The 12,748-nt window shown below is 58.9% G+C and carries 11 protein-coding genes; 10 read left to right on the top strand and 1 reads right to left on the bottom strand.

Annotated features, from left to right (window positions below):
* Window positions 1–71: 71 nt before the first annotated feature.
* Entirely contained in the window at window positions 72–1,427 is a 1,356-nt protein-coding gene (locus tag AC1DCM_RS01370; protein WP_024820601.1) for an aldehyde dehydrogenase family protein, read from the top strand.
* A 75-nt stretch (window positions 1,428–1,502) separates the two neighbouring features.
* On the opposite strand, the gene AC1DCM_RS01365 is transcribed toward AC1DCM_RS01370, so the two are convergent.
* Entirely contained in the window at window positions 1,503–2,687 is a 1,185-nt protein-coding gene (locus AC1DCM_RS01365; RefSeq protein WP_477517006.1) for a Gfo/Idh/MocA family protein, read from the bottom strand.
* 187 nt (window positions 2,688–2,874) lie between these two features.
* Between AC1DCM_RS01365 and AC1DCM_RS01360 the strand changes: the two genes are divergently transcribed.
* The 9 genes from AC1DCM_RS01360 (at window position 2,875) to AC1DCM_RS01320 (ending at window position 12,727) form a co-directional block, all read left to right on the top strand.
* Window positions 2,875–3,642 carry an SDR family NAD(P)-dependent oxidoreductase gene (locus AC1DCM_RS01360; RefSeq protein ID WP_024820603.1) on the top strand — a complete coding sequence of 256 codons (768 nt, stop codon included), beginning with the start codon at window positions 2,875–2,877 and terminating at the stop codon, window positions 3,640–3,642.
* Between the two features lie 53 nt (window positions 3,643–3,695).
* A complete protein-coding gene (locus tag AC1DCM_RS01355; protein ID WP_253467989.1) occupies window positions 3,696–5,456 on the top strand; it encodes an IlvD/Edd family dehydratase in 1,761 nt (586 codons plus the stop codon).
* The gene (locus tag AC1DCM_RS01350) at window positions 5,453–6,505 is read left to right on the top strand and encodes a D-2-hydroxyacid dehydrogenase (protein ID WP_477517005.1); all 1,053 of its coding nucleotides are present in this window, start codon (window positions 5,453–5,455) and stop codon (window positions 6,503–6,505) included. Before AC1DCM_RS01355 ends, AC1DCM_RS01350 begins: the two co-directional genes overlap by 4 nt.
* A 142-nt stretch (window positions 6,506–6,647) precedes the next feature.
* Entirely contained in the window at window positions 6,648–8,111 is a 1,464-nt protein-coding gene (locus AC1DCM_RS01345; protein WP_477517004.1) for an APC family permease, read from the top strand.
* A gap of 40 nt (window positions 8,112–8,151) precedes the next feature.
* Window positions 8,152–9,159, top strand: a complete 1,008-nt coding sequence (iolG, locus tag AC1DCM_RS01340) for an inositol 2-dehydrogenase (protein WP_477517003.1) — start codon at window positions 8,152–8,154, stop codon at window positions 9,157–9,159.
* Between the two features lie 128 nt (window positions 9,160–9,287).
* Complete coding sequence (locus tag AC1DCM_RS01335) at window positions 9,288–9,524, top strand: hypothetical protein (protein ID WP_231342981.1); 237 nt, start codon at window positions 9,288–9,290, stop codon at window positions 9,522–9,524.
* 265 nt (window positions 9,525–9,789) lie between these two features.
* Window positions 9,790–10,674: an ATP-binding cassette domain-containing protein gene (locus AC1DCM_RS01330; protein ID WP_166660247.1), complete on the top strand. Its 885-nt coding sequence runs from the start codon at window positions 9,790–9,792 to the stop codon at window positions 10,672–10,674.
* Window positions 10,671–11,669: an ABC transporter permease gene (locus AC1DCM_RS01325; protein WP_477517002.1), complete on the top strand. Its 999-nt coding sequence runs from the start codon at window positions 10,671–10,673 to the stop codon at window positions 11,667–11,669. The genes AC1DCM_RS01330 and AC1DCM_RS01325 overlap by 4 nt, the downstream gene beginning before the upstream one ends.
* Before the next feature lie 89 nt (window positions 11,670–11,758).
* Window positions 11,759–12,727: a sugar ABC transporter substrate-binding protein gene (locus AC1DCM_RS01320; protein WP_477517001.1), complete on the top strand. Its 969-nt coding sequence runs from the start codon at window positions 11,759–11,761 to the stop codon at window positions 12,725–12,727.
* Window positions 12,728–12,748 lie beyond the last annotated feature (21 nt).

Here is a 12,748-nt window from a genome sequence, read left to right as displayed (position 1 = left end):
TCATGCGACGGTCCCGCCTGACCCATTTACCGGACCATACTCAGCCTAAATACTGACAAAGGAGTACCAACATGAGCGCATTTACCGTTATTGATCCAGCCACGGGAACCAAGCACGCACAATACCCAGCGGCCACAGATGCAGAGGTAGAAGCCGGCCTGACCGCAGCCCAGGCTACCTACCAGGACTGGTCACGCACCACCACAGTGGCTGAGCGGGCTGCTTTGGCCAAGCGCCTGGCCGAACTCTTCGTGGAACGCAAGGACAAGCTGGCAGCCATCATCAACCGGGAGATGGGCAAGCCCCTCGCGCAGGCGGCCGGAGAAGCAGAGTTCTCCGGTTCCATCGCCGCAGCCTTCGCCGAGCACGCAGAGGAATGGCTGGCCGACGAGGACCTTGAGGTAGCCGATGGTCTGCGGACGTTCTTCCGGTACCAAGGCCTGGGCGTAGTTCTGGGCATCATGCCGTGGAACTACCCGTACTATCAGGTGGCACGCTTCGCGATTCCCAACATCATCCTGGGCAACACCGTGATAGTCCGCCACGCGAGCCAATGCCCGGAATCTGCTCTGGCACTTGAAGAGCTGTTCCGCGACGCCGGCTTCCCGGACGGCGCCTACGTCAACCTCTTCGCCACACATCAGCAGATCTCAGACATCATCGCGGACGACCGCATCCAAGGCGTTTCTCTCACTGGCTCCGAGCAGGTAGGCGCAATCGTGGCTGAGCAGGCAGGCCGTGCCTTGAAAAAGTGCGTGCTGGAGCTCGGCGGTGCCGACGTATTCATTGTTCTCGACACGGACGACCTGGATCAAGCAGTGCGAAAAGCTGTCATGGGACGGATGGGCAACACCGGTCAGTCGTGCAACGGCTCGAAGCGAATCGTCGTGCTGGATAAGCACTTCGATGAGTTCTCCGAAAAGTTCAAGGCAGCCATTGCCGGCCAATCGTACGATAACGGCGACTTTGGCCCGATGTCTTCAGATTCAGCCACTAAGTTCCTGAAGGGGCAGGTACAGGGAGCCATCGATCAAGGTGCCGAAATCCTGGTGGGCAATAACGAACCGCAGGGCAACGTCTTCACCCCAACAGTGATTACCAATATCACTCCTGCCATGGACGTCTACAGTGAAGAGCTCTTCGGACCGGTTGCCCAGCTTTACAAGGTCAGCAGCGATGAGGAAGCCATCAAACTCGCGAATTCGTCGCCGTATGGCCTCGGTTCCGTGGTGATTTGTGATGACCACGAGCGTGCCGAGCGGGTAGGGAACCAGCTCGACGTCGGAATGGTGTTCATTGGCGCCTACGACCTCAGCGGAGCCGATGTACCGTTCGGTGGTGTCAAGAAGTCCGGTTATGGACGGGAACTGGGCAAGGTGGGCATGCTCGAGTTCGCCAACAAGAAGTTGTTCCGCTTCGCCAAGTAATTAACAACGCAACAAGAGGAGGCCGGATCATTGACGATCCGGCCTCCTTTTATTGCGGGTGGAGTGAGGTTGTGCCTAGGCCTGGTAGGTGGTTTTCCCGGAAACCTCCGGAATCTGGACCCAGTCGCCGGAGCCGGCGCTACGCAACGAGGCATCAACGAGTTCGGAGGCTGACCAGCCATCCGCGGCGGACGGACCCAGTTGTTTCCCTTCGGCCACCGAACGCAAGAAGAGTGCCGCTTCAATGGTCTTGAGGTCATTGAAGCCGATGCCGGGGCCGGGTCCGGGCTGGAAGCGGCCGAACTCGCCGAAGGACGGGGGAGTCATGATGGTTCGATAGCCAGTGCGGTCGGTGGCGAGTTCCAATTGGTTCATTCGTTCGAAATTCCAACGCAATGATCCCTCGGTGCCGTAGACCTCGATGATGTACTCGGCGTGTGGGCCGATGGCGACACGGGTGGATTCGAACATGCCGATTGCTCCACCCTCAAAACGGGCAAGCATGGCCGTGTAATCCTCGTTCTCCACCTCTCGGGTGACTTCGGAAGCCTGACCCATGTCGAAGGAATTCGAGGAGTTGCCAGCGGGGAGCGGCCGGTCCTTGATGAATGTCTCGGTGACGGCGTTCAGTGACGTGATGCGACCCACCAGGAACTGGGCGAGGTCGAAACCGTGGCTCAGTACGTCGCCCAGGACGCCGGATCCTGCACGTGCCTGCTCATAGCGCCAGGTGAAGACTTGGTTTGGATCCGAGGCGTATCCGGTGAGGAGACGGATCTGCACATTGGTGATCTTGCCCAGAGTTCCGGACCTGATCAGCCTGCGCGCTTCGGCCACTGCCGGGGCGTGCCGGTAGTTGAACCCAACGGAGGTGATGAGGCCAGCGGCCTCAGCCCCTTGGGCAATCTCACGGGACTCTTGGGCGCTGCGGCCCATGGGCTTCTCAATCCAGAAGTGTTTACCTGCCTCGATGGTGGCAAGCGCTATTTCATGGTGAAGGAAGTTGGGTGAGCAGATAGATACGACATCCACGTCCGGGTTTTCCAGCACTTTGCGGTAGTCCGTGGCTGTTTCCTTGTAGCCGAGCGCGTCTTCGGCGTGATGGCGGCCGGCATCGTCCGGGTCGGCAGCGATCACCAGTTCTGGATGGCGGGGCAGTTCAGGAAAGAACTGCTTGGTCGCCAGATACGCGCGGGAATGCAGTCTCCCCATCCATCCGACCGAAATCAGGCCAACCCCAAGGCGGTTTTGCTGTTCCAAGAGCGCTCCTTAGTCTCTACCGCTGTCCCGCGGTGCTGTGCCGCAGACTGACGGCGGCATCTGTTGATCAGCCTAGGAACGTTGTCCGTGTGCTCTGTGTCTCAATGTGAGACAGCTGGGGGTAGCTGCGCGCTGTTTTAGTGGGACGTACTAGTCCGCCACTGCCAAGCAAGAGGAGCCGTCGCCGATGATGGACCGCGAGCAACAAACCCGAACGGAACCCCTTCGGGTTCTCATCACTGGTGCAACCTCAGGCGTTGGGGAAGCGACCGCAAGACTCTTCGGCAAGCGGGGTCACCGGCTCGCGTTGCTGGCCCGGCGTTCTGAGGAATTGCAGCGTGTGGCAGAAGATATCGACGCCGGCGCCCACACGGTGGTTGCCGATGTCGCCGCTGCCAGCGAGGTCAAGAACGCCGTGCGGGGCGCGATCCACTCACTAGGTGGCTTGGACGTAGTGGTCAACGCTGCGGGTGTAGCCGGACATGTTGCGTTGGAAGACCTTACCGAAGGGCGCTGGCACGAAGTGCTGGAAACAAACTTGTCCGGCACCTTCTACGTGGCGCGGGAGGCTGCACTCCACATGAGACGGTCCGGGGGCGGCTCGATCGTCAACGTCGCATCCGATCTCGCCGCCATGGGCGTGCCAGGCCTTGTTCACTACTGCGCGGCGAAAGCAGGCGTTGTGGGACTCACCCGGGCCATGGCACTGGAACTGGCGCCACTGGTCCGAGTCAACGCCGTTTGCCCGGGACCGATTGACACGCCCATGGTGCGTGAAGGCCTGGCCGCGGCGCCGGACCCAACAGAGGCCCGGAGATTGAAAGAGAGCACTGTGCCGCTGAACCGTCTCGCGGATCCCGACGAAGTGGCAGCAGCCATCTATTTCCTGGCGGTCGACGGAACCTTTGCGACCGGAACCAGCATGGCGTTCGACGGCGGTACCTCGGCCGCGTAGGCATCGTCACCAATTACCTATCAAGACCGATCAAGCCCAAGGAGCTAAAAGACATGGAAGAGTCGAGCTATAAGGACCTCCGCAGTGCGCGCTGGTTTGCACCCCACGACCTCACGGGATTCGTTCACCGAACAGCGATTCAGGCTGAGGGCTTCTCCCGCTTCGCACTCAAGGACAAACCGGTCATCGGCATCGCGAACTCGTGGTCGGAGCTTGTCAACTGCAATATTCACTTCAAGCTGCTGGCCGACGCTGTCAAGCGCGGTGTCCTCATGGCCGGTGGGCTGCCCCTGGAGTTCCCCACCATTTCCCTGGGCGAGAGTCTCATGAAGCCTTCAGCCATGCAGTTCCGAAACCTCATGGCCATGGACGTTGAAGAATCCATCCGCGCCTACCCGTTGGACGCCATCGTGCTCCTGGGCGGCTGCGACAAGACCGTTCCAGCCCAACTCATGGGTGCTGCGAGTGCGGACGTCCCGACCATCATGCTCACCGGTGGGCCCCAAGAGCCGGCGCACTTCCGTGGTAAGCAGCTTGGCGTCGGCACGGACACGTGGAAGTATGCCGATGAGCTGCGTGCAGGAAAGATCACCGAGGCTGACTTCGACGAGCTTGAGTCGGCTGCCAAGCCCTCTGCTGGACACTGCAGCGAAATGGGAACCGCCTCTACCATGACGTCGCTGGTTGAGGCGCTCGGCATGTGTTTGCCGGGCACTGCATCAATCCCGGCCGTGGACGCGCGTCGTGCCCAAGCTGCCGAAGCCACAGGACGCCGGGCAGTTGAAATGGCCATGTCACAGGGACCAAAGCCAAGCGAAATATTGACGAAAGAGGCGTTCGATAACGCCATCACCCTCCTGATGGCCGTGGGTGGTTCCACTAACGCAGTAGTGCATCTTTTGGCGCTCGCGAGGCGCGTCGGTTACGAGTTGCCGCTGGATCGCTTCCATGAGATTTCGCAACGTACGCCTCGCATTGTCAACGTCCGCCCCTCGGGCGAGTACTTGGTGCAGCAGCTGTTCCAGGTGGGCGGCATCTCCACGGTACTCAAGGAATTGGCGCCGCTCCTGAACAAGGACGCCATTACCGTCACAGGTGAGTCCCTCGAAAATGGTTACAACTCGGCCCCCGAACCCGATGGCGTAGTGGTCAGCACGCTCGAAGCCCCGTTTGATGCCTCCGGAGGCATCGCCGTCGTCCGCGGCTCCTTGGCACCCAACGGTGCGGTCATCAAGCGAAGCGCGGCATCCAAGGATCTGTTGCAGCACAAGGGATCGGCGGTGGTGTTCGAGGACATTTATGATCTTGGGCGCAGGATTGACGATCCCGAGCTGGACATCACCGAAGACTCTGTTCTGGTCTTGCGAAACAGCGGGCCCGTGGGAGCTCCCGGGATGCCTGAATGGGGCATGCTGCCCATTCCCGAAAGGCTGTTGCGGCGCGGCATCCGTGACATTGTCCGTATTTCCGATGCCAGGATGAGCGGCACCGCCTTTGGAACCACAGTGTTGCACGTATCGCCTGAGGCGGCGGTGGGTGGACCGCTGGCGATAGTCCGGGACGGGGATCCTATTGTGCTGGACGTAGAGAACCAGCGCCTGGACCTGGATATCCCCGCTGATGAGATCAAGAGCCGACTTGCCGAACTCAAGCTCCCCGAACCGAAATACCGGCGTGGCTACGGACGGCTCTTCATCGATCACGTCAACCAGGCCGACGAAGGCTGTGACTTCGACTTCCTCAAGGGCCTTCCCGATGAGGAACCACAGCGTTTGCCCTATGGCCTCATGAGCGGTTGGCAGGGCGGCTGGTGAGTAGCTACGCATCCGAACACGAGAACGCCCGGGGGAGTGCCGATGAGGGGAAGGCCCGGGAAGCTGTGTCGCGGCCGAAAGTGATGGTGATTGTTCAGGAGGGCCGGCCGCTGCCTCCGCTTGAACGGTTGGAAGCCGAAGCTGATGTCGCGGTGGTGCGCACTGCAGATGAGTTTCGGGCCGCCCAGCCAGGAACAGAGGTCCTGTTCCTGAACGATTTCCGGACCAAACTCCTTCGGGAAGTAGGACCCGGCGATTTGCGCTGGATACACACGTCCAGCATCGGTGTGGACAGCCTCATGACCAGGGAGATCATCGACAGCGACATTGTGGTCAGCAACTCCCGCGGCGTGTGTGAGCGCCCCATCGCTGAGTGGGTCCTGGGGGTGTTGCTGATGTTTACCAAGGATTTGCGCCGCACCATCGAGCTTCAGCAGGCCCGGACATGGCAGCACCGCGAAACCGAGCCACTGCTGGGCCGGAAGGTCTTGGTTGTGGGGCCGGGACCGGTGGGCCGCGAAACCGTCCTTCTCCTCCGTGCTGCCGGAATGGACGTCGACATTGTGGGTCGATCTGCGAGGAATGACGCACAGCTGGGACACATCTCCGGTTTTGATGACCTTGACCGGCTCCTGGGCATCGCTGATGACGTGGTCCTGACATTGCCGCTCACAGAAGAAACCCGCGGCCTGTTCAACTCGTCGCGATTCAAGAAAATGCAGCCCGGAGCTCGCTTGGTAAATGTGGGCCGCGGGGCGGTAGTGGTGGAGCAAGACCTTCTGGAGTCACTTGACTCCGGCCGCCTAGGCGGCGCAGCCTTGGACGTCTTTGAGCATGAGCCATTGGATTCTGCTAATCCGCTGTGGAGCCGGCGGGACATCCTGGTCTCACCTCATGCCTCCGGGGACCTGATCGGGTGGCGGGGAAAAGTGGTGGATTGTTTTGCCCGGAACCTCAGTTTCTGGAAGGCCAATGAGCCCTTGAATGATGTGGTGGACCTGAAAAAACTTGATCCGTCTGCTTCTGCCATGGCGTCCGAAAGGCCCTGATAAAGCCTTTTCCCATGGGATATTTCGTGAGCTGAACAGGCCGGAATATCCCATGGGATCCCGTGTCCCAAGCTGGTACAGTGCTTCCACGATCCCCGTCGGTACTGTGATTCAGCACTCAAAATTTCTCGACGAGGATTACATGTCAAGCACACCAAGAGGTACGACGAAAACGCCGGCTCAAACCCAGGAACACAAGCTCAGCGGCAACATGGGCGTAGGCGAGCTCGTGATGAACGTTCTCGCTTTTTCATCACCGCTGACGACCGTTGCAGGCACACTGCCTGTGATGCTTCTCTTCAGCGGCCATACGGCACCGGGCATCTACCTTCTGGTGACGCTCATGCTGCTGATCTTCTCAGTCGGCTTCGTCAAGATGAGCCGCAGCGTTGAAGCTCCCGGCGGTTTCTATTCATTTGTCACAGCCGGCCTGGGTAAACCTGCGGGCCTCGGGGGAGCACTGCTGGCGCTCTTTGGCTACATCTTCATAGGGTTCTTCGCACCGTCCCTTTTCGCTCTCACGCTCCAGAGCTTCGTGGTCAACACACTGAACGGGCCCGACATCCCCTGGTATTGGTACGGGCTCGGCATCATCGCCATCACCACCCTCTTGGCCTATAACCGCATTGACCTCTCGGCAAAGGTCCTGACCGTTGTGATGCTGCTTGAATCTGCAGTTGTCATCATCTTCGACGTTGCGGCCTTCTCCACAGGATCCGCAGAGGCGGTACAGGGGATCGGCTTCTCGATGCCATGGATCACCGATGCCGGATTGGGGCTGGCGTTGTTGTTCGCCGTCGGAAACTTTTTCGGGTTCGAGGCGACCGTCATCTACCGGGATGAAGTCAGGAACCCGGATCGCACCATCCCCAGGGCCACGTACATTGCAGTGGTGGGCATTGGATTGTTTTACGCTGTGGCGGCGTGGGCTTACACATCCTTCATCGGTCCTGACAAAGTCCAGGATGCAGCCGCAGCAAACACAGTGAACCTGTTCAACGATGGTGCCACGGTGCTGGTGGGAAAGATCTTTGCGGATATTGCTATTGTCCTGCTCATCACCTCGATCCTGGCGTCAATGCTCTCGATCCAGAACATCGCCGCCAGGTACAGTTTCTCGCTGGCCGCCGACGGAGCGTTGCCCTCGATTCTAGGTCGCGTGCATCCCCGTCATAAGTCGCCCTACATGTCGGCATTGGCCATTGGCCTGTTGTGGGCCGTCGCAACCGTCGTCTTCACCGTCATTGGGGTAGCCCCAGAGGCCTTGTACCCGATAGCAAGCGGGAGTGGCACTTTCGCAGTCCTGCTTCTGATGTTCATCACCAGCTTTGCCGTGCTTGTATATTTCGTTCGCCGCCGGCGGGTGGACCCGGATTCGGTCTGGAAGACCATCGTGGCTCCGATTGTCAGCGTCTTTTTCCTGGGGCTCATCACCTACTTGGCCATCACAAATTACCCGGAACTTATCGGTGGGTCGGCAGTCATGACTGCCATCTTCATGAGTTTCACTTTTGCCTTGTTCTTCGGCGGGATTGTCTACGCATACCTCCTGCGTTCCAAGCGGCCTGATGTTTATGCGCGCTTGGGCCGGCAAAAGATCGACTAACAAAAAGGGTTCCGCTTCCATATAGACCTGGAGATCTGCAATGACGCATCAAATCAGAGTCGGCCTGTTCGGAACCGGGCGCATAGGCCAAGTACATGCCATGAGCTTGGCTACCCTGGACGAGGCTACGCTGTCTTGGGTTTGTGATCCTTTCATCGAAGGTGCTAAAGAAACCGCAGCTGAATTCGGTGGTCGGGTGACCGACGATCCTGATGAAGTCTTCGCTTCAGGTGAGATCGATGCTGTCATCGTGGCCTCTCCCACGGCGACTCATTTGGACCTCGTCGCAAAGGCGATCGAGGCGGAAGTGCCAGTCCTCTGTGAGAAACCGATCGACCTGGAAATTTCCCGCGTGAACGCTTTTCGGGAGATAGCGGCATTGTCAGACGTTCCCGTTGCCCTTGGCTTCAACAAGCGCTTTGACCGCCATTTCGTGGAGCTGAAACGCCGCGTGGCCGCTGAGGAAATAGGAGTTCTGGAGCAGCTGCTGATCACCAGCCGGGACCCGGGGGAGCCTCCGACAGCCTATCTTCCCCAGTCCGGCGGAATCTTCCGGGACATGACCATCCACGACCTTGATATGGCACGATACTTCATTCCAAATATCGTTGAAGTTTCAGCGCAGGGTGCAAACGTATTCAGCGACGCCATCCGTCACGCGGGCGATTTCGATTCCACCGTTGTCACCTTGCGGGGATCCAACGATGAACTCGTGACGATCATCAATTCGCGCCACTCAGCCTACGGTTATGACCAGCGGATCGAAGCCTTCGGGTCAAAGGGGCTGCTGCAGGTGGGGAATAAGAACGATAACCTCGTCCGGCACTGGGGTCCTCGATCCGTTGAGTCCGTAGGGCCATACCAGGACTTCTTCCTGGAGCGCTATGCAGAGGCCTATCGACTGGAAGTTGCAGAGTTCCTCCGTGCTGTTCGAGGCCTGCCTTCCAGGAGTCCCGGGTTCGAGGACGGCCGTGCGGCATTGATTCTTGCGGATGCTGCGGAGAAATCCGCCCGAACCGGCACTGCCGTTGAAGTGGACCTGAGCTAATCAGGAAACAAGGCCGCCTGCCCTGGGCCGCAGATGTTCCCGCAACGACAACTGCGGCCCAGGTCGGGCATTTTTAATTGTCAGAACGCTGGAGTTGCGGTGCCGATGGAAAGGATGGGTAGCTGGACATGAACGCAGCCCATAAGTCAGAGAACTCAATGCAGGCCAGCTGGACACCGCCCGCCGGGTTCTGGGAGAAGGTGGAGCCTGGCGACGCTGTCCGTTTGCAGAGGCCTGGTTGGCCTCCCTATGACGGATACGTTGACGACGCGACTCCCGACGGGGATATCGTCTGGGTTCTCTCGGTGGGTGAGCGTCGACTATTTCACGTAGCCGACGGCTACAGCCTCGTTGCGTGGCCGTAAGCAGCTGATTTTAGCTTCCAGTATTCTCGCTGGAAGCTATTTTTAGTTAAGTAATTGAAGCGTATCATTCTCGTGTTCCAAAGTGGCACACATCCACGGAACGCTCATCCGTCAAAGTTCTAGTAAGTGAAACAGTGTGGCGAAGGTCACGCGGCTCGGGGCTTTAGAACCATCCCGAATCAGCAGGTCAAACAACGTAGTTTGATGGACCGCGCCTCAAGTGTTTCACCGGATCATTCGCATGGCCCTAACGAACGAGGATGAGATGACCGAAGCACCACCGGCGACCCCTCCACTGGTCGCCCTCAAGGACATACACAAGACATTCGGAGCAGTGTCCGCCTTGCGCGGCGTCAGCATCGATGTCCAGCCTGGCGAGACCTTCGCACTGCTGGGCGACAATGCCGCCGGCAAATCTACGCTCATGAAGGTACTGACGGGCGTGTACCAACCAGACCGAGGTTCCATCGAACTGGACGGCAAAGCGACTGAGTTCCCAACCCCATCAGCTTCACGCGATCAGGGCGTGGAGATGGTCTACCAGGACTTCGCCTTGGCGGACAACCTTGATGTTCGTTCCAACATCTTCCTGGGCCGGGAGCCGCAGAAGAACATCCTCGGCCCCCTATTGCGGATCATCGACCGCAAAAAGATGGAACTCGAAACCAAACGGGTACTCGAACGCTTGGACATCCCCATCAATCCACGTCTCAAGGTCAAGAGATTGTCAGGCGGACAGCGTCAGGCCGTCGCCATTGGCAGGGCGTTGGCATTCGATGCCCGCTTGATCATCATGGATGAGCCCACGGCAAACCTGTCGGTGGCCAAGGTGGACAAGCTCATTGAAGTGACCCAGCGCCTCAAAGATCTCGGCATCGCCGTCATCATCATCACTCACCGGCTGGATGAGGCATTTGCCGTGGCAGATCGTTTCGCGGTGATGCGCCAAGGCCAAGTAGTGGGTCGCTTCCGGGTTGGTGAGGTTACCGAAGCACAGGTGGCACACCTCATCTCCCACGGCACGTTGGATGACTACATCGACGACGGCGCCGGAATCCCCGACAACCGCCGCAAGATCGGAAGCACCTCATCGATGGACGTCGTTGATGTGATGGCCGCTCCTGGCACTACGAATGCGAGCCACTCATGAGTCTCACCATGGAAAATATCAAGACAAAGCTCGGACCCGCTGACCTTAAAGAGGGAATGACTGCCACCAAGGTCAAGCGCTTCATTGGTGACTATGGGATCATCATCCTTTTCGTGGTAATCCTTATCTTCCTCGCGGCTGCTGCGCCAAACTTCCTGACCCTGAACAACATCGTCAACGTGGTCCGGCAGTCGTCCATCATAGGACTGATCGCCCTCGGGATGACGTTCATTATGATCACCGCCGGCATTGACCTTTCTGTCGGTTCAATTGTGGGTTTGGCCGGTATGACTTTCGCCTTGCTGGCCCCGGCAAGTGGTGGTGCCTTCTGGTTGCCGCTGGTTGCAGGCCTCGCAGTAGGCCTGCTGGTTGGATTCCTGAGCGCAGCGTTGGTGGTCTGGGGAGCCATCCTGCCGTTCCTGGCAACACTGGCAACCATGGCCATTGCCCGCACGGCAGTTCTGGTCATGACGGACGGGCAGGTTGTTTCCGGGCTGAGCGGACCAGCTGAATGGCTTGGGTCGGGTTTCATCGGTCCGGTTCCTGTCCCAGTGATTATTTTCTTGATCGCCGCAGTTATCTGTGAGTTTGTCCTCAGCCGAACCAAATTCGGTTCGCATGTATATGCCGTAGGCGGCAACGAAGAGTCCGCCAAGAAAGTGGGCATCTCCACCAGCCGGGTGCTCTTCACCGTTTACCTCATCGGTGGCGTGACAGCCGCCCTGGGAGGTCTGGTTCTCACTGCGCGCTTGGACGGCGCGGCGCCGGTTGCCGGAACTGGATACGAACTTCAGGTGATTGCCGCTGTCGTCATTGGAGGAACGAGTCTCTTCGGTGGCGTAGGCACCATCCGCGGAACGGTCATCGGTGTCCTCCTGCTGGGCGTGGTCATGAATGGCATGAACCTGATGGGGGTCTCGTCGTACTACCAGCAAGGAGTTCAAGGCATCATCCTGGTGCTCGCCGTGCTGCTGAACCGGTGGAAGTCTGACTAGCCACTGCAATAACCGAAATGCCCCGAACCCAATGGGGAACACAGAACCAACAATCTCCTCAGCAATCAGAACCATTGAAAGGAACCATCATGGGAATGCGACAGAAGCTCGCCGTAACCACCGCTATGCTGGCCGCTGGAGCCCTCACACTCACCGGCTGCGGGGGGAGTAGCACCCCCGGCACGTCGGAGGCTGCAGGCAAGTCCTACAACATTGGCGTTGTGGTTCTTGACCTTCAGGACCCGGACCTGGCGCACATGACGGACGCCATGAAGAAGACTGCCGATGAAAAGGGCGTCAAGCTCAACAYCACCGACTCCAAGAAGGACGTAGGAAGTGAGCTCAACCAGGTTGAAGATCTTCTCACCCGTCAGGTAGACGCCGTCATCATGCAGCCTTTGGATGGCGAGGCCAGCCAGAACGCAGCGAAGCGTGTCATCGCGGCCAACATACCGCTGTTCATTTTGTCCACCGAGTTCGCCGAAGGTTCGGACGTTGGATACAAGAGCTACATCGGTGTGGATGACACCGTGGCCGGTGAAATGCAGGCTGAGTACCTGAACAAGGCTCTTCCGGAGGGCGGCAACATTGTGTTCGCCGCGGGCACCTACGGTGCCTCCTGGACCGATCGCCGCAAGAACGGCTTCGACAGCAAGATCAACAAGAACTTCAAGATCGTGGCTGAATTCCAGGCGAAGGGAAGCCGTGACGACGCCAAGCGCAACATGGAAGACACGCTTCAGCGCTTTAGCGCCGGCCAGATCGACGCCGTAGTGGCCAACAATGACGAAATGGCCATCGGTGCAGCCTCCGCTATCGCTGACGCGGGACGAACTGCCGAGTTCAAGGCCGTAGTCGGCGTCGACGGTACTGAACCAGCCATGCAGGACATCAAAGCCGGGACAATGTCGGCTACCGTCCGACAGGACTCTGCTGGACAGGGCGTCAAGGCAGTTGAAGTTGTCACTGACTTCCTCAAGGGCGGCAATGTGGAGAACCGCTACACGCTGCCATTCACGCTCATCACCAAGGACAACCTTTCCGAGTTCTTGAAGTAAGCAGCGAGATCAGTCAAGCGG

The sequence above is a fragment of the Paenarthrobacter sp. 10N417 genome (assembly GCF_056394745.1).
The sequence above is the reverse complement of the archived record's forward strand: the minus strand, read 5'-3'. Positions and strand labels throughout refer to the sequence as shown.